We start from the raw sequence: 24,606 nt of genomic DNA, 5'->3' as shown, positions 1-24,606 counted from the left end.
AAAATAATATTTTTTGTGATATGTCCTGCGAGTGCCCACACAGATTGTCTGATAAATTGTTAAAGAGCAGTTGCAACATTCGCTGCCGTTGCCGGTCTTCTGCGTTGTTGCGAGGCTGCGTATATTACGTTTCCAGCCCCTTCGAGTCAAGCGTTGTTTTTCAACTTTTTTCGCTTTCCTCTACTGTCGGCGCGCTTCTCAGCGTGTTGCTCCGTGTCAGTGAGGGCGCATTATAGACACTCGCTGAGATCACGCAAGTGTTTATTTGAAAAAAATGTTTGTTCGCGTTTTTTTTAGACAAAACAGGTATATTTGAGCTTTTATTCGCCTGTTTTGTCATTAATATGCCCATAATGCTTCTTATATATCATTATCCCGCTTTGTTAATGCATCACACCAAGGAATCAGAATGCAGTTTTCAGAACAACTCAATGCGTCACAAAAGAACCTGTCTTATCTTCTGGCTGAAAAACTGGGACAGCAGATTTTATCCGGCAAGTATCCGCCGGAATCTATTTTGCCGGGAGAGATTGAGTTGGCGGAGCTGTTCGGGGTAAGCCGGACCGCTGTCCGTGAGGCAGTAAAAATGCTGGCGGCGAAAGGAATGGTTTTACCGCGCCCGCGCATCGGCACCCGGGTGATGCCGGTGATAAGCTGGAATTTTCTCGACCATGACTTTATTAAGTGGTGGCTGAGCAGCGGAGACCACCGGCAGGTACTGACGTATTTCCGCGAGCTGCGCGCCGCGATTGAACCCCAGGCCTGCGCACTGGCCGCCATGAATGCCGGAAAAGATCAGAAACAGTCACTTTCGTTTCTGTTAAAAGAGATGACCTTATTATCCGCCCATTTTGAGCGGGATAAATGGATAGCCGTTGATCACCGCTTCCACCACCTTATTTACCAGGCGTGCGGAAATCCGTTCTTTTCCTCTTTCGCCAATTTATTTGATTTTGTGTATCACAACTTTTTTGAATCCATCACCACCAATCAGGTTATTGAGATTGATCTCCACAAGGAGATTGTGGATGCCATTATCGACGGGAACGGAGAACGCGCCCGTCAGGCATGTCAGGTGTTGTTGAGTAAAGTGTGAATATGTAATAGTTACACTACTGACTATTCAGAGATAATGCATTAAGGGAAAACATGTTTAAAACAGCCCGGAATATGGCGGGCCTGCCGTGGATTGCCGCAATGGCGTTCTTTATGCAGGCGCTCGATGCCACCATTCTGAACACCGCTCTGCCGGATATTGCCAGAAGCCTGAACCACTCTCCGCTGGCGATGCAGTCCGCTGTTATCAGTTACACACTGACAGTGGCGCTGCTGATCCCGGTCAGCGGCTGGCTGGCCGACCGCTTCGGTACCCGCAGGGTGTTTATTATCGCGGTAATTCTGTTTTCCCTCGGTTCTTTATTATGTGCCTTTTCACCCAACCTGCCATTTCTGGTGGTGTCGCGGATTATTCAGGGGATAGGCGGGGCAATGATGATGCCGGTGGCCCGGCTGGCGCTGCTGCGGGCTTATCCGCGCAGCGAGCTGCTGCCGATTCTCAACTTTGTCACCATTCCGGGATTGGTCGGCCCGGTGCTGGGGCCGCTGCTCGGCGGGATCCTGGTGACTTACGCCACCTGGCACTGGATTTTTATCATTAATATACCTATCGGGATTCTGGGGATTATTTACGCCATCCGCCATATGCCTGATTTCACCATGCCGAAACGCCGCTTTGATACATTAGGCTTTGCCCTGCTCGGTGCCGGGCTGGTCTCTGTTTCTGTCAGTCTGGATCTGTTCGGGGATAATGCTCTGGCAGCGGCAACGCCGTTCCTGGTGATGGGCAGCGGTTTTGTACTGCTGACTTTCTATGCCCTGCACGCCCGCCGTATTTCTGCGCCGATTATTCCGCTGAGTCTGTTCCGCACACGGACATTCAGTGTCGGGATCGCCGGTAACGTTGCCACGCGTCTGGGCACCGGCTGTATTCCGTTTCTGATGCCGCTGATGTTACAGGTCGGTTTTGGTTATCCGGCTGTGGTGGCGGGGATGATGATGGCGCCGACGGCGATCGGCTCTATTCTGGCAAAATCAGCGGTCACGCAGATTCTGCGCCGCTACGGTTATCGCCTGACATTATTTGCAATCACACTGGTGATCGGCGCAATCATTTCTTCTTTCTATTTTCAGTCACCGGGAATGTCGATTTACCTGCTGGTGCTGCCGCTGTTTATTCTCGGTATGGCGATGTCCACACAATTCACCGCGATGAATACCATTACCCTCGCAGATCTGACTGAGCACAATGCCAGTTCCGGTAACAGTGTGCTGGCTGTGACCCAGCAGCTTTCCATCAGTTTCGGGATTGCGGTGAGTGCGTCTGTATTACGCTATTTTGAGTCTCAGGATTGGGGGTCAATCGTTGATAATTTCCACGCGACCTTTGTGACGGTCGGGGTGATGACGATTCTGTCGGCGTTTGTGTTCCTGTTCCTGAGCCGGACTGACGGGCGGAATATGATTAAGAAGAAAACCCGCCCCTCAGACAGTCCGGCCTCACATTAACGGCAGATAACAGAGCCCCGGTTTATCAGTGCCGGGGTCAGCACCAGTAAATCAGAAGGCGCGTCTGCATCATCCATGCGGCGCAGCAGCTTATCCACCGCCAGTTTGCCCAGCTCATCTTTCGGCTGGTGAATGGTGGTCAGCGGCGGGGTGAGAAATGCCGCCAGGTCGATATCATCATAACCGACAACCGCAATATCCTGCGGGATACGCAACCCTTTCTGCCAGATAGCCTGATAAGCACCGACCGCCATCGCATCGTTACCGGCAAATACCGCCTGCGGCGGCAGCGGCAGAGAAAGCAGCTGATTCATGGCACTGAAACCGCCACTGAATTCAAAATCACTTTCCAGTACATACTCCGGCGGCACATCCAGCCCGGCCTGTGCCATTGCGCGGTAAAAACCGTCCAGACGGGATTTGGCCGGTGATTTATCCAGTGGCCCGGCAATACAGGCAATCCGGGTAAAACCGTTTTCGATCAGATGATTGGTGGCAATTTCGCCGCCGAGAAAAGAGTTGTCCTGAATCACATCCCCGCCGAACGCAAACGGCGACCAGTCCATCATCACCATCGGCAGACGGGGATAGCGGCTGAACACCTCCGCTGACGGGCCTTTTATCTCAGTACACATCAGCAGCAGGCCATCCACCCGCTTTTGCAGCAGCGTTTCCAGACTGCTGTTCATCCGTTTGTGATCCCCTTCGGTATTACAGAGGATCAGGCTGTAGCCGCGCTCGTAGCAACTGCGCTCCACGCCGCGGACGACTTCCGCATAAAACGGGTTATTACTGGTGGTCACCAGCATTCCGATGGTGTTTGTGCGGTTCATTTTCAGGCTGCGCGCAAGTGCAGACGGCGCATAGTTCAGCTCGGCAATAGCATCATTTACTTTCTTGCGCACGCCGTCACTGACAAAACGGTTATTGTTGATGACATGTGAGACTGTCGAGGTGGATACCCCCGCCAGCCGCGCCACATCTTTCATCGTCGCCACAGTCTTAACCACGCTCCGCAAGGAATGCATCAATTTCACGGCGCCACGGCACCGATGGCTGAGCACCCCGGCGGGTGACAGCAATTGCGGCAGCGGCATGGGCAAAACGCACCGCTTCATCTGCCGGTTTTCCTTCCAGCAGCGCCGTGACATACGCGCCGTTAAAGGTATCGCCGGCTGCGATAGTGTCCACCGCATTAACTTTAAAGCCCGGGATCCGGCGGCCTTCACCGTTTACGCTCAGCCAGACACCGCGGCTGCCCAGGGTGATCAGTACCTGTCCGATACCTTTATCATGCAGTACCTGCGCCGCTCTGGCTGCGCCGGTTTCATCACTGACAGAAATACCGGTCAGCTTTTCCGCTTCGGTTTCATTCGGGGTGATAACATCCACCAGCTTCAGCAGGCTGTCCGGTAACTCCCGCGCCGGGGCCGGATTGAGGATCACTCTGGTCTGATGATTTTTTGCAGCCTGTGCGGCGGCAATCACCGTTTCCAGCGGGGACTCCAGCTGCATCAGCAGGGCATCGGATTGCTCAACGAGCCCTTTATAAGGCGCAAAATGTGCCGGTGTCAGCGCGGCATTGGCACCGGCACTGATGCCGATGACGTTTTCACCGTCTTCATTCACAAAAATCATCGCCACACCGGTAGCCGCTTCCGGTACCACGCTGACTGCGGCGGTGTGAATACGGTCGCGCTGCAGCTGCGCCAGGATTTCCACACCGATGGCATCATCCCCCACACAGGCAATAAAGGTAATATCAGCACCGCTGCGTCCGCAGGCCACCGCCTGATTCGCGCCTTTGCCGCCGAAGGCTGTCTGATATTGCTTACCGATCACCGTTTCGCCGGGTGCCGGGAACTGTGCAATATTCATAATATGATCGACATTAATACTGCCGAGAACGGTCAGACGGGATGTTGTCATTACCTTTATTTCCTTAATTACTGACAATACTCCCCGGCACGGTGTACCGGGGAGGCTGATATCGTTAGTCTTTTACAATCAGTTCTAACTCAACCGGAATGGTTTTGTCGATTTTTTCGCCTTTCAGGACTTTATCGGCGGTCTGAATACCAATGATACCGATCTGGTCAGGACGCTGTGCCACGGTTGCACCCAGTTTGCCGCCTTTCACAGCTTTGATGCCGTCAGCTGTACCGTCGAAGCCGACCACCAGCACATCATCACGGCCTGCAGTCTGCAATGCACGCTGCGCACCTAATGCCATTTCATCGTTCTGGGCAAATACTGCCTGAACAGCCGGATGTGCAGTCAGCAGGTTCTGCATAACGTTCAGACCTTTGGTACGGTCGAAATCTGCCGGCTGGCTGGCCAGTACATTCATTTTATGCGCAGCAACCGCCTGTTTGAAACCTTCACCGCGCTCACGGGAAGCTGAAGTCCCGGTGATACCTTCCAGCTGGATAACTTTGGCATCCGCGCCGGTTTTACGGGCAATATAATCACCGGCCAGTTTGCCGCCGAGAACGTTATCAGAGGCAACGTGGCTGACCACTTCACCTTTATTGGCAACACGGTCCAGGGTGATAACCGGGATATTGGCTTTGTTAGCCAGGATCACCGCGTTACCGACCGCATCAGAGTCTGTCGGGTTAATCAGCATCAGTTTGGTGCCTTTCACGGTCAGATCCTGCACGTTAGCCAGTTCTTTCGCCGGGTTATCCATGGAATCCAGAACCACCAGGTCGTAACCGAGTTTATCCGCTTCTTTCTGCGCACTGTCTTTCATGGTAACAAAGAACGGGTTGTTCAGTGTGGAGATCACCAGGGCAATGGACTCTTTTGCCAGTGCATTGGCGCTGATAGTGGCGCTCAGTGCAACAACGGAGAAAAGGGTCGCAATCTTTTTCAGTTTCATGTTTCTGTTCCTTGCAGGATTCGGGTAAGTGGATTATTTACTGCTTTTGTTATCAACGAGTACAGCCAGCAAAATCACAACCGCTTTAACAATCATCTGGTAGTTGGAGGAGATCCCCAGCAGATTCAGCGCGTTGTTCAGAAAACCTAAAATCAGCGCCCCGATCAGGGTGCCCATAATACGGCCTTTACCCCCGGCGAGACTGGTGCCGCCGAGTACCACCGCCGCAATCGCATCCAGCTCATAACCGTTACCGGCCATCGGCTGTGCGGACGATAAACGCGCCACTTCAATCACACTGGCTAATGCCGCCAGCAGACCACAGAGAGCGTAAACAATGATTTTAATTTTATCGACATTAATACCGGACAGGCGGGTTGCGGATTCATTACCGCCCAGCGCGTAGATATAACGGCCCAGGCGGGTATGATGCAGCAGATACCAGGCCGCCGCGAAAACGACAATCATCAGCCAGACCGGTGCCGGGATGCCGAACAGACGGCCGATACCAAACCAGCTGAACACATCGGCGTTATCACTGAATCCGGTGCTGATCGGGCTGCCGTCGGTATACACACGGGTCACACCGCGCAGTAACAGCATCATCACCAGCGTGGCGATAAAAGCCTGCACTTTCCCTTTCGCGACAATCACCCCGGTCACACCACCGATAGCCGCACCCAGTGCCAGCGCACCTGCAACAGCAACAATGGCGTTAACATCCGCACCCACCATGGAGGCCGCCACCGCACCGGTCAGTGCCAGCAGAGAACCGACAGACAGGTCAATCCCGGAGGTCAGGATCACCAGTGTCATACCCACCGCCATAATGGCGTTAACAGAGGTCTGCTGGAGAATATTGAACAGGTTATTCAGGGTAAAAAAGTTCGGGCTGATCATGGAGACAATCACAATCAGGATCAGCAGCGCGATCAGTGATTTCTGCTCAAGCAGCCATTCTTTGGAAAACCAGCGTTTTGACGCCGGGGTTGAATCTGTACGCATATCTTACTCCTGCCCTGCGCCATATTGTTTGCCGACTGCGGCGGCCATTAATGCTTCCTGAGTGACGTTTTCCGCGGCAAACTCCCCGCTTATCCGTCCTTCGTGCATGACCAGAATCCGGTCACTCATTCCCATGACTTCCGGCATTTCCGATGAAATAAGGATGATACTCAGGCCTTCCTGTTTAAATTTGTTGATCAGCTGATAAATCTCTTTCTTCGCCCCGACATCCACACCGCGTGTCGGTTCATCGAGGATCAGAACTTTCGGCCGCGTCATCAGACCGCGTGCAATTGCCACTTTCTGCTGATTACCGCCGGATAAGAACCCGATTATCTGATCCATGCCCGGGGTTTTGATATTGAACAGCTGAATAAAATCGCTGACAGTCAGATGCTCTTCTTTATGATTAAGGCGTCCGGTCTTGCTGCTGAAATACGGCAGCGCCGTCAGAGACATGTTCTCTTTTACTGACATCCCCAGCACCAGACCATCGCGTTTGCGGTCTTCGGAGATATACACGATGCCGTTATCCAGCCCGGCTTTCGGTGAGTTTATCTGGCAGGCTTTACCGTCCATTTCAACCGTTCCGCCGGTTTTTGCCATCGCACCGTAAATGATTTTCATCAGTTCGGTACGCCCGGCGCCCATCAGCCCGGAAACACCGAGAATTTCATTCTCATGCAGCGTGAAACTGACATCATGCACATCGCGGCCGCACAGGTTTTTTACCACCAGCTTCTCTTTGCCGCGCGGCAGAGTCAGACGCGGATACTGATCTTCCAGTTTACGCCCGACCATCATTTCGATCAGGCTATCCTCCGTCAGGTCAGACACCGGTTTTTCACCGATAAACTGTCCGTCGCGGAACACCGTCACATCATCACAAATCTCAAAAATCTCTTTCAGACGGTGGGATATATAGACAATCCCGCAGCCCTGCTCGCGCAGTTCGCGGATCACACTGAAGAGGGATTCGGTTTCGGTGTCTGTCAGGGCATCTGTCGGTTCATCCATAATGATGACTTTTGACTCAAAACTGAGCACCTTGGCGATTTCCACCATCTGCTGATCGCCGATAGACAATTCAGCCACCAGCCGGTGGCTGCTGTAAGTGAGATTCAGACGGGCCAGTAATTTATCCGCTTCGGCATACATTTTTTTCCAGTCAATGTTACCGAAACGGCCGGTAAACTCGCGGCCGAGGAAAATGTTTTCTGCAATCGTCAGTTCCGGGATCAGGTTCAGTTCCTGATGAATAATCCCGATACCGGCTTCCTGAGACGATTTCGGCCCCGTAAACTGACGCTCCTGCCCCAGAAACAGAATCTGACCGGCATCTTTTTTGTAGATCCCGGTCAGCACTTTCATCATGGTGGATTTACCGGCGCCGTTCTCTCCGACCAGCGCCATCACTCTGCCGGGATAAACCCGCAGGGCAGCACCGGATAAGGCTTTCACACCCGGGAAAGCTTTATCGATACCTTTGAGTTCAAGTAACGGTTCCATAAACACCTCAGAATGTCACGCCGGAGAACAGCATCACATTGGCAAATGGTGTGCACTCACCGGTCCGGATCACGGCACGGCTGTTTTGTGTCTGTAACTTGAAAGAGGCGTGAGTCACATACTGAATCTGAATCACATTACCCTGCTGTAATTCCAGTGCTTTCAGATGTGCCACGATAGCATCGTGCAGCTCACTGTTATGTGTCTGGATATCTTCCGCCATCAGTGCGGCTTCCACCTGCATCTCCTGCGTGATGACTTTAAACACCGACATAAAATCAGGCACACCCTGTGTTAATGCCAGATCAATACGTGGCGTAGCGGGCGGGATTGGCAGCCCGGCATCAGCAACAGTAATATGGTCGGTATGACCCAGACGCGCGATAACCGCGGAGACATCACCGTTCAGTAAAGCCCCTTTCTTCATAAAATCCTCCTGAGCGAAACGTTTCGCTTTTAAACTATGGTAGGAAAAATACGGGAAAACTCAATGTTCATCCATAAAAAATGTGATGGTGATCGAAACGTTTCGCTTAAGAATATGTTAAATGAAAAAGCTAACTGATTGAATGAGTTATAGCTGAATGGATTCAATTATACCGGCAGAAAAATACCGGTTATCCGGCAACTTCCCCCCTGAAATCACCGGTTCTCCCCCCGGATATCCCGGATTTTTTATCACTCTGTTACACCACTAATAAGTTATGACATCGCAAAACATATCCCGGTGTTGTTATGTTGATTTTCCCCTCTCATACCGGAGATCTTCTTATGATGAAAAAAACGGCATTTGCCGGCATACTTTTCTGTTTACTGACTTCTCAGGCGTTTGCTCACGGCTATATCACTGAACCGGCCTCACGGGCAGCAAATTGCCGTGACGGTAAAAATCCCGCTGCAATGTGTGGCTCCGCCCAATGGGAACCACAAAGTATTGAAACATTCTCCGGATTTCCGGACGGAAAATTCCCGCCGGACGGCCGGCTTGCCAGCGGTGGTATTGAGCGTTTTCTGCCACTCGATACCCCCGGTGATAACTGGCATCAGATAACGGTAAAACCGGGAACCGCCATGTTCACCTGGAAAATAACAGCCGCCCACAAAACCCGTAACTGGCGTTACTACATCACCAGGCCGGACTGGCAGCCGGGAACCCCGCTGACCCGGGCATCATTTGAACCCGAACCATTCTGTAGTTATGACGATAAAAATCAGGTTCCGCCGCAGACAGTGACACATCAGTGCACCATTCCGGAACGGAGCGGCTATCAGGTTATTTACGGTGTATGGGAAATCGCGGATACCGCCAACAGTTTCTATCAGGTGATTGATGTCCGGTTTGACTGATGTTTTGTTTTACTGATTAACAGCATTGCCGGTATCCCCGGCAATTTTTTTATCACCATTTGCGCAAAAAGCAGAAGAAACGTGATTTCACGCAGTAAACGCGGTAGCTTTTTTGGTTTATAAACGCAGAAACTGCATCAGTAAATTCACGGGAGTCCCATGCAACGTTCTGAACGTATCGCCCGGCTGAGCCGCCACCTGGAATCCGGGCTGTATGAACGACAGCACGCCATCCGGCTCTGCTTGCTGGCCACCCTCAGCGGGGAAAGTGTTTTTCTGCTCGGCCCGCCGGGAATTGCCAAAAGTATGATAGCACGGCGCATGAAACTGATTTTCAGTGACGCCCGTGCCTTTGAGTATCTGATGACCCGCTTCTCCACCCCGGAGGAGATCTTCGGTCCGCTCTCGATTGCAGCACTGAAAGATGAAGGGAAATACCAGCGCATCACGCAGGGATATCTGCCGGATGCGGAAATCGTGTTTCTCGACGAAATCTGGAAAGCGGGTCCCGCAATCCTCAACACCCTGCTGACCGCGATTAACGAACGCAAATACCGCAACGGCGACAGCGAAAATGCTATCCCGATGCGGCTGCTGGTGGCCGCCTCCAACGAACTGCCGGACGATGACAGCAGCCTGGAAGCACTCTATGACCGGATGCTGATCCGTTTATGGCTGGATAAACTTCAGGAAAAACAGAGCTTCCGCGCCATGCTTATCAGCACACCGGGGGCATCGGATGAACAGATCCCCGCGCATCTGCAGGTAACCGATGAGGAATACCATCAGTGGCAGGAAGAAATTGACCGTGTTGTGCTGACCGATCAGATATTTGAACTGATTTATCAGCTGCGTCAGCAGATTGAGCGGCTGGATAACGCACCGTATATCTCAGACCGGCGCTGGAAAAAGGCACTGCGGCTGTTACAGGCCAGTGCGTTTTTCAACGACCACAGCAGTATCACACCTCTTGACCTGATTTTGCTGAAAGATTGCCTGTGGCATGATTCCGCCTCACTGAAATCCGTTCCGCTACTGCTGACACAACTGATGTGTGAGCAGGCCTATCAACAACGCAGCCTGCTGCTGAAACTGGAAAAATACTATCAGGAATGGATCCTGGAAACGCAGACTCAGCAACAGCGGGATGCCTTCAGTGTGATCCGCAGCAGTGCCCGTTTCGGGCGCAAAGTCAGTTACGCTCTGCCGGATACGCTGCCGCCCGGCCCGGTCACCCTTTTTCTGCATAACCCGCTGACATTACATGATATGACAGTCACTCATGTGACTATTGAACGCAGTGCCTTTGATACCTTTTTTGATAAAGGCGTCTTTGATAAAGGTGGGAACATTGCGGCAAAACTCAACGGCATCGGCTTTACCCAGTCTGTATCCGCCGCAGTGAATGATAACGGCCTTCTGGAACTGCGTGATGTCAGTCTGCGCAGCAGCACCCTGTTCCCGGCGGGTACCGAAAGCCGGATGACAGAGGCGCAGAAGCAAATCTGGCTGGATAAGCTTTCAGCGATACGCCAGACACTGGTACAGCAGCGCCAGCTGTTTGCACAGCATCAGCCCGCCCTGTTTGTCAGTGATGACTGGATTGCACAGATAGAGGAAAGCTTTCTGCCGGTGACAGAGCGCCTCGATAAACTGACTCAGCAAATGAGCAGCACCCCGTGTTAAGTCTTTCAGCACTGGATCTGGCGCTGGCAGTTAATGAAGGGGAACTCATTGAGGAGATCCTGCTGACACTGCTGGCCGCTCCGCAACTGGCCTGGTTTTTCGAAAAGCACCCGCGGTTACGCCGTGCGGTGCTGACTGATATGCCGTCATGGCGGAAATCACTGGAAGAACGGGTGAAAGAGGCGCTGGTTCCGGCCGCTCTGGCAGATGAATTCCGTCTTTACCAGAAAAGCACCGCTGCAGACCGGACAGAATTTTACCGCCTGCTGCCGGAGATCCTCAAAGCGCTGGAGGACATACACTCGCCGTTCTCGCCGGAAGCACACCGCCTGCACAGAGATGAGCAGGAAACCACCTCCCATCAGATATTATTCAATCAGCGCTGGCGTCTCAGCCTGATTTTACAGGTCACCACCTATCATAAAGAAATCCTGGAGCAGGAAAAAGAACAGCTCCTCGCCGAACTTCAGCAGCACCTGGCGCTGAGCGGCAATCTTGATCCGCTGATCAGTGAAAATGAGCAGGCTTCCGGTAAGTTATGGGATCTGGCCAAAGGATCACTGAAATCCCCCGGCCCGGCGGACGATCTCCTGCTGCGTTACAGCGAATTTTTAAAATCCCAGCCGGAACTGGAAAAACTGGCCTCACTGCTGGGGCGCAGCCAGACGGCAAAATCCGTTCCTCAGGACAGTGCGGTGACAGAGCCGGTCACCATTACCGAGCTGGTGCCGGATCAGACCCCGGAAGAGGTCAGCGGGGTCGGACTGAGTGATGATGTGCTGCGTCTTCTGCCCGCCGAGCTGGCGTTACTCGGCATCAGCGGTCTGGAGCTGGAATTTTACCGGAAGCTGGCCGAGAAACAGTTATACACCTACCGGTTACAGGGCGATCACTGGCAGGAACGGCAGGTGATGCGGCCTATCGTTCATCATAAAGATGAAAAACAGCCGCGCGGTCCCTTCATTATCTGTATCGATACTTCCGGCTCGATGGGCGGTTTTAATGAGCGCTGCGCCAAAGCATTTTGTCTCGCGCTGGTCAAAATCGCTATGGCCGATAACCGGCAGTGCCATGTCATGCTCTTTTCCACTGAACAGGTGCATTATGATTTTCTCGGCCCGGACGGCATCGAGCAGATGACCCGCTTTCTGCTTCAGAGTTTTAAAGGCGGAACAGACCTGGCATCCTGTCTGACAGAAGCGGCAAAACGACTGGAAACGCCGCAGTGGCGTGATGCGGATGTGGTGGTGATGTCTGACTTTATTGCCCAGCGGCTGCCGGATGAGGTGGTGAAGATGGTTAAACGTTCGCAGCAGCAGGGAAAACACCGCTTCCATGCGGTAGCCCTGTCCCATTACGGAAAGCCCGGTATCATGCGGATTTTTGATCACATCTGGCGTTTTGATACCGGCTTAAAAAATCGTCTGTTGCGCCGTTTCAGGCGGTGAGCCTCCGGGCTCACCGTACAACAGTGTATTACAGCATGTCAGTGATGGTTTCGCGCACTTCCGGTGCCCACACACTGCATTGTACCTGGCCGATATGGCTGCGCTGGAGCAGTAACATCACCAGACGTGACTGACCGATCCCGCCGCCGATAGTCTGCGGCATTTCACCGGCTGCCAGCGATTTGTGCCAGTCCAGCTCCATCCGCACCTGCTGACCGGTCAGGTCCAGCTGACGCGCCAGGGTGACCGGGTCGACACGGATCCCCATTGAGGATAACTCGAACGCATCCTGCAGTACCGGGTTCCACACGAGGATGTCCCCGTTCAGCCCTTTGTAGCCGTCACTGTTCTCAGTGGTCCAGTCATCATAATCCGGTGCACGGACATCATGGGACTCACCATGAGATAATTTACCGCCGATGCCGATTAAGAAGACGGCACCCAGTTCTTTCGCGATGGCGCGCTCACGGCCTTTGGCATCCAGGTCCGGGTAGCGTGCAAGCAGCTCTTCAGAGTGAATAAAATGAATTTGGTCCGGCAGGAACGGTGTCAGACCAAATTCCTTACTTACTGCAAGTTCTGTTTCTTTTATTGTCTGATATATTTTACTCACTGTCTGCTTCAGATAAGGCAGCGTACGCTCCTCATCTGCCATCACTTTTTCCCAGTCCCACTGATCAACATAGACAGAATGGATTGGGGTTAAGCGATCCTCATCAGGACGCAACGCTTTCATGTCGGTGTACAGACCCTGGCCCGGCTGAAAATCAAAACGCCCTAAGGTTTTGCGTTTCCATTTAGCCAGTGAATGCACGACTTCAAAGGTTGAGCCCGGCAATGATTTAACTTTCACCTGAACCGCTTTCTCGCTGCCGGATAAATTATCCTGAGTACCATCACCCACGCGGCTTAAGATTGGCCCCTGGACTTCAATAAGGCCCAGTTGTTTTTCCAGCAGACGTGAGAAGTAAGACTTCACGAAGCTGATTTGCTGCTGCTGTCGGATGAATGATTTTTCCATGATAATAATCCTTGATATGCGGAACATGTATTGCCTGTGAAATAGATTAAGCAACAGAATGGGGTATAAATTCAATATCCTTTATCAAAAATACCCTTTGCTATTTATAAAATTCATTTTTATGATACTAAAAATGAATATTCGTTAATTTAAGGGACATAAAATGGCCGAAATTTATCAGATCGACAATCTGGACCGTGACATACTTCACGCTTTAATGGCGAATGCCCGCACACCTTACGCGGAATTAGCGAAAAAATTTGCCGTCAGTCCCGGTACGATCCATGTCCGGGTAGAGAAAATGAAGCAGGCGGGTATCATCACCGGCACCCGGGTGGATATCAGTGAAAAACAGCTGGGGTTTGATGTGACCTGCTTTATCGGCATCATCCTGAAAAGTGCCAAAGATTACCCGGCCGCTCTCAAGAAACTCGATAAGCTGGATGAAGTGGTGGAAGTCTATTACACCACCGGGCAGTACAGCATCTTTATAAAGGTGATGTGCAAAACGATAGAATCTCTGCAGGACGTACTTATCAACAAGATCCAGAGTATTGATGAGATACAGTCCACTGAAACCCTGATCTCCTTACAGAACCCGATCATACGAACGATCCGCCCGTAAGAAAAAATTCTTATAACCACATTATCCACAGGTAGATCCCAGCTGTTTCACAGCGTACAATAGCGGCTCTTTACAGCAGGGGATCACCATGACCACAGTTACTCTCATTACCGGCAGTACCATGGGCAGCGCAGAATATGTTGCCGAGCATGTTGCCGAAATCCTGGAAAACGCCGGTTTTACCACAGATGTGCAGCACGGGCCGGAAGCGGACGACGTACCGCAGCAGGACAGTACCTGGTTAATTGTCACCTCCACTCACGGTGCCGGTGATCTCCCCGAAAATATACAGCCGTTCGCTGATGCCCTGCGCGAGCAGCAGCCTGATCTCAGTTCCGTCCGTTACGGGGCTATCGGGATCGGCAGCAGTGAATATGACACCTTCTGTGGTGCAGTCCGTACACTGGACGCTCTGCTCACCTCTCTGGGTGCGAAAAAAATCGGTCAGTCACTCGAAATAGATATTCAGAAACACGAGATTCCTGAAGATCCGGCTGAGATCTGGATCGAAGAATGGAAAAATTTACTCTGATTTGCTGATAAAAACAGCAATCAACTGTGGATAACTCGGGGATCAACTTGCGATCAACCCGTAGTTATTCACTGTATAAGATCACTCTCCGTCAGGCCCTGTGAATAAGTACCCGTTTTGATCCCAGCTTATACTGAACAGGATCAACGGTACTTCACAGGAAATGATCCTTTACAGTTTTATGATCTTTATGGGGATTTAACACTTATCCACAGAGGATCGCGATCCTAATAAAAGATCTAATAAAGAGATCTTTAAATAAAAAGATCTTTATATAATTACCTGCGTCTTTACCGCTCATGGTCAGACGGCAAGAGTTGAGTTATATTCTCTCCCCCGATGCGCTACTGCATTTTGTAATGAAGGTTTAACATGTTTTATCCGGATCATTTTGACGTCATTGTTATCGGCGGTGGCCACGCCGGTACTGAAGCTGCAATGGCAGCGGCACGTATGGGCCGTCAAACACTTTTACTGACTCACAATATCGACACTCTGGGTCAGATGTCCTGCAACCCTGCTATCGGTGGGATTGGTAAGGGACATCTGGTTAAAGAGATCGATGCACTCGGCGGACTGATGGCACATGCCACTGACCGTGCCGGTATTCAGTTCAGAACCCTGAACGCCAGCAAAGGACCGGCAGTTCATGCCACCCGTGCTCAGGCTGACCGCGTGCTTTACCGTCTGGCAGTGCGCACCGCACTGGAAAACCAGCCTAACCTGATGATTTTCCAGCAGCCGGTTGAAGATCTTATCGTTGAAAACGATACCGTTACCGGTGCAGTGACCCGGATGGGACTGAAATTCAGAGCCAAATCGGTTGTACTGACTGTCGGGACATTCCTGGACGGCAAAATTCATATCGGACTGGAAAACTACAGCGGCGGCCGTGCCGGTGATCCGCCATCAGTCTCACTGTCACACCGTCTGCGGGAACTGCCGCTGCGTGTCGGCCGTCTGAAAACAGGAACACCGCCGCGTATTGACGCCCGGACCATCGATTTTGCTCAGCTGACACCACAATTCGGTGACAACCCGATGCCGGTATTCTCCTTCATGGGCAGTGCGGATGAGCATCCTGAACAGATGCCGTGCCATATCACGTACACCAATGAAAAAACCCATGAAGTGATCCGCAATAACCTCGATCGCAGCCCGATGTATGCCGGTGTGATCGAAGGGATCGGCCCGCGTTACTGCCCGTCCATTGAAGACAAAGTGATGCGCTTTGCGGATCGTAACCAGCATCAGATCTTCCTGGAGCCGGAAGGCCTGACAAGCAATGAAATTTACCCGAACGGTATCTCAACCAGCTTACCGTTTGATGTGCAGATGCAGATTGTTCACTCGATGAAAGGCATGGAAAACGCGCGTATTGTGCGTCCCGGTTATGCTATCGAGTATGATTTCTTTGACCCGCGCGACCTGAAACAGACCCTGGAAAGCAAATACCTGCACGGCCTGTTCTTTGCCGGACAAATCAACGGTACCACCGGTTATGAAGAAGCGGCTGCCCAGGGGCTGCTGGCCGGTCTGAACGCCGCCCGCTATTCTGCCGATCAGGAAGGCTGGTTCCCGCGCCGTGATCAGGCGTATATCGGCGTGCTGGTGGACGACCTGTGCACACTCGGCACCAAAGAACCGTACCGGATGTTTACCTCACGGGCGGAATACCGTCTGATGCTGCGTGAAGACAACGCAGATGCCCGTCTGACCGAAACCGGCCGTGAACTGGGGCTGGTGGATGACGCACGCTGGGCACACTTCAGTGAAAAAATGGAGCTGATCGAGAAAGAGCGTCAGCGCCTGAGAGATATCCGCGTCCACCCGCAGTCCGAAAGCGTGAAAGAGATCAACGCGATCCTGAACACTCCTCTCTCCAAAGAAGCGACCGGGGAAGATCTTCTGCGCCGTCCGGAAATGGACTATAACCGTCTGATGACCCTGAGTGATTTCGCGCCGGGGGTTAATTCACCGGCAGCGGCACAGCAGGTGGAAATTCAGGTGAAATACGAAGGGTATATCTCCCGTCAGCAGGACGAAATTCAGCGCCAGCTTCGTAATGAGAACGCCACACTGCCAGTTGATCTCGATTACAAACAGGTGAGCGGGCTTTCCAACGAAGTGGTGGCAAAACTCAACGACCACAAACCGACCTCTATCGGCCAGGCATCGCGGATCTCCGGTATCACACCAGCTGCTATCTCTATCCTGCTGGTTTGGCTGAAAAAGCAGGGCCTTCTGCGGCGGAGTGCGTAACGGATGAGTGATTTACAGCAACAACTTTCCGCGCTGCTGCGCAGTGCGGATATCCGGCTGACCGATCAGCAGAAACAACAACTGACCGGTTATGTGGAGATGCTTCACAAATGGAACAAAGCCTATAACCTGACGTCTGTCCGCCAGCCGGAACAGATGCTGGTGCGTCATATCATGGACAGTATCGTGGTCGAACCGCATCTGACCGGCCGCCGGTTTATTGATGTCGGCACCGGCCCCGGGCTTCCCGGCGTGCCGCTGGCGATTGTCCGCCCGGACTCTCACTTTGTCCTGCTCGACAGCCTGGGTAAGCGTGTACGCTTCCTGAAACAGGTACAGCATGAACTGGGGCTGAGCAACATCGAACCGGTTCAGAGCCGCGTGGAAGAGTATCAGGGCGAACCATTTGACGGGGTTATCAGTCGTGCATTTGCATCACTGGATGATATGCTCAGCTGGTGTCATCACCTGCCGGTACCGGAAACCGGGCGCTTTTTTGCACTGAAAGGCAGTGTGCCGGAAGAGGAATTAACCCGGTTACCGGAGGGGATTTCTCTCGTCAGTGTTGAAAAACTGGTCGTACCGCAACTTGACGAGCAGCGCCATCTGGTGATTCTTAAAGCAAATTGAGTTTGCTGTACGTCAAAAAACAGAAATATTTTTAAGGGGACGGAGTCAGCGCATTTTCTGCACCGTCCCTTTGTTTTGCCGGAGACGAAAATAAAATGCGTAACGGGGCCGTTACAAAGTGACAACGGCAGATTGGTTACTTTCCGGTAAGTTTATCTGCGAAAAATTTCATGCCGGATCGTTTTTACTGATAACGCATTATTTCAAAATTATTTATTTTATTTAAAATTAATCTGTAAATATCAGTTAAATGTTTATTTTTTTAATTAACTGGTTGATAGATATTGCTATTTTTACAACCGCTGATCGCTATAAAATGTTAATTCAACTAATGTATTTTATGTTATGTGATTTTTGTCACGTTTCAGAAATGAGTTGCACGTCGTATTCCGAGGTAGGGTAGACTCTATTTTTTGTACGATTTGTGGCGGCGGCAAAGAAATTAAATTTTTATTCACTTTTTCGCTACTTATTGATTGAAAACAATCTGGCTGCCCGTATAATTTGCACGTTTTTGTCTCTTGACACTCTCGCTCAAAGGCAGTTTTATACATCATTCAGTAAGCCTGACCCCGGAAGGTGCACACGGAGAAACTAAATGTCATGTCTGTCTCCCTTTTCAACGGAAAATTGACCAAAAAACTGTTGTTTTTGCAGTTTATGACGTTTGTTGTTCTTAGTGCGCTTTTTTGCATAAAAAGTATCGAGTGGGGTGCTTCCGCGCTGGCCGGGGGAGTTGCCGCATGGATACCGAATGCGATTTTTTTGCTGATCAGTAACCGGCAGAAAGCGCATGAGGAACCGCAGTCGTACCGGATTGCATGGTTTTTTGTGGTAGGGGAAGGGTTTAAAGTTATCTTCGCGATAGCGATACTGATGATTGCTTTAGGAGTGTTTAAAGCGGCAGTTGCACCACTGGTCTTGACCTATTTAGCGGTGCTTTTCGTGCAGATTATCGCACCGGCCGTGCTAAGCGGTTAGCGGTTTTAACAACAAAGGGTAAGAGGCATCATGTCTGCATCAGGAGAAAGTTTAACCACAAAAGAGTATATCGGTGGCCACCTGAATAACCTTCAGCTGGACCTGAATACTTTCGAGTTGGTCAATCCCCATGCGAACGCGACTCCATCTTTTTGGACGCTGAACATTGACTCCCTTTTCTTCTCAGTCGTATTAGGTATTTTCTTTTTATGGCTTTTCAGAAGGGTGGCAAAGAAAGCGACAAGTGGCGTTCCCGGGAAATTTCAGACTGCGGTAGAAATGCTTATCGGCTTCGTTGACAGCAACGTCCGTGATATGTATCACGGCAAGAGCAAGGTTATTGCACCTCTCGCATTAACTGTGTTCGTGTGGGTGCTGCTGATGAACGCACTGGACTTATTACCAATCGACTTCATTCCGTATATCGGTGAACACATCCTCGGTTTACCTGCGCTGCGTATCGTTCCGACCGCAGACGTAAGTATCACACTGTCGATGGCGATTGGTGTATTCGTTCTTATCCTCTTTTACAGCTTCAAGATGAAAGGCGTGAAAGGATTTGCAAAAGAGCTGACATTACAGCCTTTTAATCATCCGTTATTCATTCCTGTCAACCTGATTCTGGAAGGGGTAAGCCTGCTGTCAAAACCTGTTTCCCTCGGTCTGCGACTGTTTGGGAACATGTATGCAGGTGAGCTGATCTTCATTCTTATTGCAGGTCTGCTACCGTGGTGGTCACAATGGTTACTGAGCCTTCCGTGGGCGATTTTCCACATACTGATTATTACGTTACAAGCCTTTATTTTCATGGTTCTGACGATCGTCTATCTGTCGATGGCGTCTGAAGAGCATTAATTTTATTACCAATAACTGTGATTTAACTGAAACAAACTGGAGACTGTCATGGAAAACCTGAATATGGATCTGCTGTACATGGCTGCCGCTGTAATGATGGGCCTGGCGGCTATCGGTGCTGCGATCGGTATCGGCATCCTCGGTGGGAAATTTTTAGAAGGCGCTGCACGCCAGCCGGATTTAATCCCTCTGCTGCGTACTCAGTTCTTCATCGTAATGGGTCTGGTTGACGCCATCCCGATGATTGCTGTGGGTCTGGGCTTGTATGTAATGTTTGCGGTTGCGTAGTGATACGCCCACTCCCGGATATTTACATCAACTCAATTAGATAAAGAGGTATTGTGCTGTGAATCTTAACGCAACAATCCTCGGCCAGGCCATCGCGTTTGTCCTGTTTGTTTTGTTCTGTATGAAGTATGTATGGCCACCGATCATGGCGGCCATTGAAAAACGTCAGAAAGAAATTGCTGACGGTTTATCTTCCGCAGAACGTGCTAAAAAGGACCTGGACTTAGCGCAAGCCAATGCGACCGACCAAATGAAAAAAGCGAAAGCGGAAGCATCTGCCCTGATCGATCAAGCGAATAAACAACGCGCTCAGATCATCGATGAGGCAAAAGCAGAAGCGGAAGTTGAGCGTAGCAAAATCATAGCACAGGCGCAGGCGGAAATTGACGCCGAACGCAAACGTGCTCGTGAAGAGTTACGTAAACAGGTCGCCATTTTAGCTGTCGCGGGTGCCGAGAAAATTATTGAACGTTCCGTGGATGAAGCTGCTAACAGCGACATCGTTGATAAACTTGTCGCTGAACTGTAAGGAGGGTGGGGCATGTCAGAAATCGTTACTGTAGCTCGCCCCTACGCCAAAGCAGCTTTTGACTTTGCTGTGGAAAACCGGGCCGTTGAAAAATGGCAGGATATGCTGGCATTTGCCGCTGAAGTGACACGCAATGAGCAGATCGACGATCTGATTTCCGGTTCTTTTGCTCCGGAAACCCTGGCTCAGGCGTTTATCACTGTTTGCGGTGAGCAGATTGACGAGCATGTTCAGAACCTGGTTCGTATCATGGCTGAGAATGGTCGCTTAGTGACCCTGCCGGAAGTTAGCCGTCAGTTCGCAACACTGCGGGCTGCGCTGGAGTCAACTGTTGAGGTTGAAGTCACTTCAGCCGGCGAACTCAATGAACAGCAGCTGGCGAAAATTTCTGCAGCGATGGAAAAACGTCTGTCACGCAAAGTTAAGCTGAATTGCAAAATTGATAAGTCAGTTATCGCGGGGTTTGTATTGCGCGCCGGTGACCTTGTCATCGACAACAGCATTCGCAATCGACTCGAGCGTTTAACCGACGTCTTGCAGTCTTAAGGGGACTGGAGCATATGCAACTGAATTCCACCGAAATCAGCGAACTGATCAAGCAGCGCATTGCTCAGTTCAATGTCGTGAGTGAAGCTCACAACGAAGGTACGATTGTCTCCGTCAACGACGGTATCATTCGTATCCACGGTTTAGCCGAAGTTATGCAGGGTGAGATGATCTCTCTGCCGGGCAACCGTTATGCTATCGCACTGAACCTGGAGCGCGACTCTGTTGGTGCGGTTGTGATGGGTCCTTATGCCGACCTGGCAGAAGGCATGAAAGTCAAATGTACCGGTCGTATTCTGGAAGTGCCGGTTGGCCGTGGCCTGTTAGGCCGTGTGGTCAACACCCTGGGTGAGCCTATCGATGGTAAAGGCCAGGTTGAGCACGATGGTTTCTCACCTGTCGAAGTTATCGCACCGGGTGTTATCGACCGTCAGTCCGTTGATCAGCCTGTACAGACCGGTTATAAGTCTGTCGATGCGATGATTCCAATCGGCCGTGGTCAGCGTGAGCTGATTATCGGTGACCGTCAGACCGGTAAAACCGCACTGGCAATCGATGCAATCATCAACCAGCGTGATTCCGGCATCAAATGTATTTACGTCGCAATTGGTCAGAAAGCGTCCACTATTGCTAACGTTGTCCGTAAATTAGAAGAGCACAATGCGCTGGCCAACACAATCGTTGTGGTCGCGAGTGCGTCTGAATCTGCGGCACTGCAATACCTGGCTCCGTATTCCGGTTGTGCAATGGGTGAATACTTCCGTGACCGCGGTGAAGACGCGTTAATCATTTATGATGACCTGTCAAAACAAGCGGTTGCTTACCGTCAGATCTCCCTGCTGCTCCGTCGTCCGCCTGGACGTGAAGCATATCCCGGTGACGTTTTCTATCTGCATTCCCGTCTGCTGGAACGTGCTGCGCGTGTTAACGCGGAATATGTGGAAGCGTTTACCAAGGGTGAAGTGAAAGGCAAAACCGGTTCTCTGACCGCGCTGCCAATCATCGAAACTCAGGCAGGGGACGTATCAGCGTTCGTTCCGACTAACGTTATCTCCATCACTGATGGTCAGATCTTCCTGGAATCCGCGCTGTTCAACGCCGGTATCCGTCCTGCGGTTAACCCGGGGATCTCCGTATCCCGTGTGGGTGGTGCAGCACAGACCAAGATCATGAAAAAACTGTCCGGTGGTATCCGTACCGCTCTGGCACAGTATCGTGAACTGGCGGCGTTCTCACAGTTCGCATCTGACCTTGATGATGCAACCCGTAAACAGCTTGACCACGGTCAGAAAGTTACCGAGTTGCTGAAACAGAAACAGTATGCACCAATGTCAGTGGCACAACAGTCTCTGTCACTGTATGCAGCTGAGCGTGGTTACCTGGAAGATATCGAAATTTCGAAAGTCGTGCCGTTTGAAGCTGCTCTGATTGGCTACGCCACTCGTGAACATGCTGATCTTCTGAAAGAAATCGACCAGACGGGTAGCTATAACGATGATATCGAAGCGAAGTTGAAAAACGTGCTCGATACCTTCAAGGCGACTCAGTCCTGGTAATACTAAACGGCCTGTGTGAACAGTACAGGCCGTCTGGTTCATGAGGAGAGCAAATGGCCGGCGCAAAAGAGATACGTTCTAAGATCGCCAGCGTACAAAATACGCAGAAGATCACTAAAGCGATGGAAATGGTCGCGGCGTCCAAAATGCGTAAAACGCAGGACCGCATGGCGGCCAGCCGTCCTTATGCAGAGACCATCCGCAGTGTGATTGGTCACATTGCATTAGGTAATCTGGAATATAAACATCCATACCTCGAAGAACGCGAGGTTAAGCGTGTCGGGTACCTGGTTGTTTCTACCGACCGTGGTTTGTGTGGTGGTTTGAACATTAACCTGTTCAAGAAGCTGATTGTCGAAATGAAAGACTGGTCTGACAAAGGTGTTCAGACTGATCTGGCTCTGATCGGGTCCAAAGCAACATCATTCTTCTCCTCTGTGGGCGGGAATGTGGTTGCTCAGGTAACCGGCATGGGGGATGACCCGTCGCTGGCTGACCTTATCGGTTCGGTAAAAGTCATGCTTCAGGCCTACGACGAAGGTCGTCTTGACAAGCTGTACATTGTAACTAACCGGTTTGTGAATACCATGTCTCAGGTTCCGACCATTGTTCAGGTTCTGCCGTTACCGCCAAGCGATGACGAAAACCTGAAGAAGAAAACCTGGGATTATTTATACGAACCTGATCCTAAAGCGTTACTGGATTCCCTTTTACGGCGCTACATCGAAGCGCTGGTATACCAGGGCGTTGTGGAAAACCTGGCCAGTGAGCAGGCCGCCCGTATGGTTGCAATGAAAGCTGCAACTGATAACGGCGGTAACATGATCAAAGAGCTGAATTTAGTTTACAACAAAGCGCGTCAGGCAAGCATTACACAAGAACTCACCGAGATTGTGTCCGGTGCTGCCGCGGTTTAACACCCGGGTTTTACGAATTACGTAGAGGATTCAAGATGGCTACTGGAAAAATCATCCAGGTTATCGGCGCCGTTGTGGACGTCGAATTTCCTCAGGATGCAGTACCGAAAGTGTACGATGCGCTTGAGGTAACAAATGGTAAAGAAAAACTGGTGCTGGAAGTTCAGCAGCAGTTAGGCGGCGGGGTTGTCCGTTGTATCGCTATGGGTACATCTGATGGTCTGAGCCGTAATCTGGAAGTAACCGATTTAGGCCACCCGATCGAAGTCCCTGTCGGCGTGAAAACCTTAGGACGTATCATGAACGTTCTGGGTGATCCGATCGATATGAAAGGTGACATCGGCGCAGAAGAAAAATGGTCTATTCACCGTGCTGCACCAACATACGAAGAACTGTCTAACTCCCAGGAACTGCTGGAAACAGGTATCAAAGTAATGGACCTGATCTGCCCGTTCGCGAAGGGTGGTAAAGTCGGTCTGTTCGGTGGTGCGGGTGTGGGTAAAACCGTAAACATGATGGAACTGATCCGTAACATCGCGATCGAGCACTCCGGTTACTCTGTATTCGCAGGGGTCGGTGAGCGTACCCGTGAAGGTAACGACTTCTATCATGAAATGACAGACTCCAACGTTCTGGACAAAGTATCACTCGTGTACGGCCAGATGAACGAGCCACCGGGAAACCGTCTGCGCGTTGCTCTGACCGGTCTGACCATGGCGGAAAAATTCCGTGATGAAGGCCGCGATGTACTGCTGTTCGTTGATAACATCTACCGTTATACCCTGGCCGGTACTGAAGTATCCGCGCTGTTAGGCCGTATGCCTTCAGCGGTAGGTTACCAGCCGACACTGGCGGAAGAAATGGGTGTGCTTCAGGAACGTATCACATCGACCAAAACAGGCTCTATCACGTCTGTACAGGCCGTTTACGTCCCTGCGGATGACTTAACTGACCCGTCTCCTGCAACCACGTTCGCCCACCTTGATGCGACCGTCGTTCTGAGCCGTCAGATTGCGTCTCTGGGTATCTACCCTGCGGTTGACCCGCTGGATTCCACCAGCCGTCAGCTTGACCCGCTCGTTGTTGGTCAGGAGCACTACGATGTTGCCCGTGGCGTACAGTCAATCCTCCAGCGTTATCAGGAACTGAAAGATATCATCGCAATCCTCGGGATGGATGAGCTGTCAGAAGAAGATAAACTGGTTGTTGCACGTGCCCGTAAAATCCAGCGCTTCCTGTCTCAGCCGTTCTTCGTGGCAGAAGTCTTCACCGGTTCACCGGGTAAGTTCGTTTCCCTGAAAGACACTATCCGTGGCTTTAAAGGTATCCTGGAAGGTGATTACGATCATCTGCCGGAGCAGGCGTTCTACATGGTTGGTACCATCGAAGAAGCTGTGGAAAAAGCGAAGAAGATTTAATC

At 51.2% G+C, this 24,606-nt stretch carries 24 protein-coding genes; 17 read left to right on the top strand and 7 right to left on the bottom strand.

Going from position 1 to position 24,606, the window contains the following annotated elements; genetic code table 11:
- Positions 1-409: 409 nt before the first annotated feature.
- Both GN208_RS07135 and mdtD read left to right on the top strand, forming a co-directional pair.
- Entirely contained in the window at positions 410-1,096 is a 687-nt protein-coding gene (locus GN208_RS07135) for an FCD domain-containing protein (protein ID WP_004236756.1), read from the top strand.
- A gap of 53 nt (positions 1,097-1,149) precedes the next feature.
- On the top strand, positions 1,150-2,565 hold the full coding sequence (gene mdtD, locus GN208_RS07130) for a multidrug transporter subunit MdtD (RefSeq protein WP_004236755.1): 1,416 nt from the start codon (positions 1,150-1,152) through the stop codon (positions 2,563-2,565).
- Here mdtD and rbsR read toward each other — a convergent pair.
- The 6 genes from rbsR to rbsD all read right to left on the bottom strand — a co-directional run bounded on the left by rbsR (position 2,562) and on the right by rbsD (position 8,390).
- On the bottom strand, positions 2,562-3,554 hold the full coding sequence (gene rbsR, locus GN208_RS07125) for a ribose operon transcriptional repressor RbsR (RefSeq protein ID WP_004236754.1): 993 nt from the start codon (positions 3,552-3,554) through the stop codon (positions 2,562-2,564). The two genes, mdtD and rbsR, sit on opposite strands and share 4 nt — an antisense overlap.
- A gap of 13 nt (positions 3,555-3,567) precedes the next feature.
- A complete protein-coding gene (gene rbsK, locus GN208_RS07120; protein ID WP_004236753.1) occupies positions 3,568-4,494 on the bottom strand; it encodes a ribokinase in 927 nt (308 codons plus the stop codon).
- A 64-nt stretch (positions 4,495-4,558) separates the two neighbouring features.
- The gene (gene rbsB, locus GN208_RS07115) at positions 4,559-5,449 is read right to left on the bottom strand and encodes a ribose ABC transporter substrate-binding protein RbsB (RefSeq protein WP_004236752.1); all 891 of its coding nucleotides are present in this window, start codon (positions 5,447-5,449) and stop codon (positions 4,559-4,561) included.
- A 33-nt stretch (positions 5,450-5,482) separates the two neighbouring features.
- A complete protein-coding gene (rbsC, locus tag GN208_RS07110) occupies positions 5,483-6,454 on the bottom strand; it encodes a ribose ABC transporter permease (protein ID WP_004236751.1) in 972 nt (323 codons plus the stop codon).
- Between the two features lie 3 nt (positions 6,455-6,457).
- Entirely contained in the window at positions 6,458-7,963 is a 1,506-nt protein-coding gene (gene rbsA, locus GN208_RS07105; RefSeq protein WP_004236750.1) for a ribose ABC transporter ATP-binding protein RbsA, read from the bottom strand.
- A 7-nt stretch (positions 7,964-7,970) separates the two neighbouring features.
- Positions 7,971-8,390, bottom strand: coding sequence for a D-ribose pyranase (gene rbsD / locus GN208_RS07100; RefSeq protein ID WP_004236749.1), 420 nt, complete (start codon positions 8,388-8,390; stop codon positions 7,971-7,973).
- Between the two features lie 344 nt (positions 8,391-8,734).
- On the opposite strand from rbsD, the gene GN208_RS07095 reads away from it, so the two are divergent.
- The 3 genes from GN208_RS07095 to viaA all read left to right on the top strand — a co-directional run bounded on the left by GN208_RS07095 (position 8,735) and on the right by viaA (position 12,444).
- Positions 8,735-9,310, top strand: a complete 576-nt coding sequence (locus tag GN208_RS07095) for a lytic polysaccharide monooxygenase (protein WP_004236748.1) — start codon at positions 8,735-8,737, stop codon at positions 9,308-9,310.
- 159 nt (positions 9,311-9,469) lie between these two features.
- Positions 9,470-10,996, top strand: a complete 1,527-nt coding sequence (ravA, locus tag GN208_RS07090; protein ID WP_004236747.1) for an ATPase RavA — start codon at positions 9,470-9,472, stop codon at positions 10,994-10,996.
- Positions 10,990-12,444: an ATPase RavA stimulator ViaA gene (gene viaA, locus GN208_RS07085; protein ID WP_004240219.1), complete on the top strand. Its 1,455-nt coding sequence runs from the start codon at positions 10,990-10,992 to the stop codon at positions 12,442-12,444. The genes ravA and viaA overlap by 7 nt, the downstream gene beginning before the upstream one ends.
- 28 nt (positions 12,445-12,472) lie before the next feature.
- Here the strand turns inward: viaA and asnA are convergent, their stop codons facing one another.
- On the bottom strand, positions 12,473-13,465 hold the full coding sequence (gene asnA / locus GN208_RS07080; protein ID WP_004240217.1) for an aspartate--ammonia ligase: 993 nt from the start codon (positions 13,463-13,465) through the stop codon (positions 12,473-12,475).
- A gap of 163 nt (positions 13,466-13,628) precedes the next feature.
- Between asnA and asnC the strand changes: the two genes are divergently transcribed.
- The 12 genes from asnC to atpD all read left to right on the top strand — a co-directional run bounded on the left by asnC (position 13,629) and on the right by atpD (position 24,604).
- Complete coding sequence (asnC, locus tag GN208_RS07075) at positions 13,629-14,090, top strand: transcriptional regulator AsnC (RefSeq protein ID WP_004240216.1); 462 nt, start codon at positions 13,629-13,631, stop codon at positions 14,088-14,090.
- Between the two features lie 88 nt (positions 14,091-14,178).
- Positions 14,179-14,622, top strand: coding sequence for an FMN-binding protein MioC (mioC, locus tag GN208_RS07070; RefSeq protein WP_004240215.1), 444 nt, complete (start codon positions 14,179-14,181; stop codon positions 14,620-14,622).
- 372 nt (positions 14,623-14,994) lie between these two features.
- Positions 14,995-16,884 carry a tRNA uridine-5-carboxymethylaminomethyl(34) synthesis enzyme MnmG gene (gene mnmG / locus GN208_RS07065; protein ID WP_004236742.1) on the top strand — a complete coding sequence of 630 codons (1,890 nt, stop codon included), beginning with the start codon at positions 14,995-14,997 and terminating at the stop codon, positions 16,882-16,884.
- 3 nt (positions 16,885-16,887) lie between these two features.
- Entirely contained in the window at positions 16,888-17,514 is a 627-nt protein-coding gene (gene rsmG / locus GN208_RS07060; RefSeq protein ID WP_004236740.1) for a 16S rRNA (guanine(527)-N(7))-methyltransferase RsmG, read from the top strand.
- 603 nt (positions 17,515-18,117) lie between these two features.
- A complete protein-coding gene (gene atpI, locus GN208_RS07055) occupies positions 18,118-18,495 on the top strand; it encodes a F0F1 ATP synthase subunit I (protein ID WP_004236739.1) in 378 nt (125 codons plus the stop codon).
- Between the two features lie 30 nt (positions 18,496-18,525).
- Positions 18,526-19,350, top strand: coding sequence for a F0F1 ATP synthase subunit A (gene atpB, locus GN208_RS07050; RefSeq protein ID WP_004236738.1), 825 nt, complete (start codon positions 18,526-18,528; stop codon positions 19,348-19,350).
- 48 nt (positions 19,351-19,398) lie between these two features.
- Positions 19,399-19,638 carry a F0F1 ATP synthase subunit C gene (atpE, locus tag GN208_RS07045; protein ID WP_000429386.1) on the top strand — a complete coding sequence of 80 codons (240 nt, stop codon included), beginning with the start codon at positions 19,399-19,401 and terminating at the stop codon, positions 19,636-19,638.
- A 58-nt stretch (positions 19,639-19,696) separates the two neighbouring features.
- Entirely contained in the window at positions 19,697-20,167 is a 471-nt protein-coding gene (gene atpF / locus GN208_RS07040; RefSeq protein WP_004240211.1) for a F0F1 ATP synthase subunit B, read from the top strand.
- A 12-nt stretch (positions 20,168-20,179) separates the two neighbouring features.
- Positions 20,180-20,713: a F0F1 ATP synthase subunit delta gene (gene atpH, locus GN208_RS07035; RefSeq protein ID WP_004236736.1), complete on the top strand. Its 534-nt coding sequence runs from the start codon at positions 20,180-20,182 to the stop codon at positions 20,711-20,713.
- A gap of 14 nt (positions 20,714-20,727) precedes the next feature.
- Positions 20,728-22,269, top strand: a complete 1,542-nt coding sequence (gene atpA, locus GN208_RS07030; protein WP_004236735.1) for a F0F1 ATP synthase subunit alpha — start codon at positions 20,728-20,730, stop codon at positions 22,267-22,269.
- Between the two features lie 53 nt (positions 22,270-22,322).
- Positions 22,323-23,186, top strand: coding sequence for a F0F1 ATP synthase subunit gamma (atpG, locus tag GN208_RS07025; RefSeq protein WP_004240209.1), 864 nt, complete (start codon positions 22,323-22,325; stop codon positions 23,184-23,186).
- A 35-nt stretch (positions 23,187-23,221) separates the two neighbouring features.
- Positions 23,222-24,604 (top strand): F0F1 ATP synthase subunit beta, encoded by a 1,383-nt coding sequence (gene atpD / locus GN208_RS07020; RefSeq protein WP_004236732.1) that lies wholly within the window; start codon positions 23,222-23,224, stop codon positions 24,602-24,604.
- Positions 24,605-24,606 lie beyond the last annotated feature (2 nt).

Source organism: Morganella sp. HSTU-ASny43, from assembly GCF_022819185.1.
Taxonomy (GTDB): Bacteria; Pseudomonadota; Gammaproteobacteria; order Enterobacterales; family Enterobacteriaceae; genus Morganella; species Morganella morganii.
This window is presented reverse-complemented; position numbering and strand designations above follow the sequence as displayed.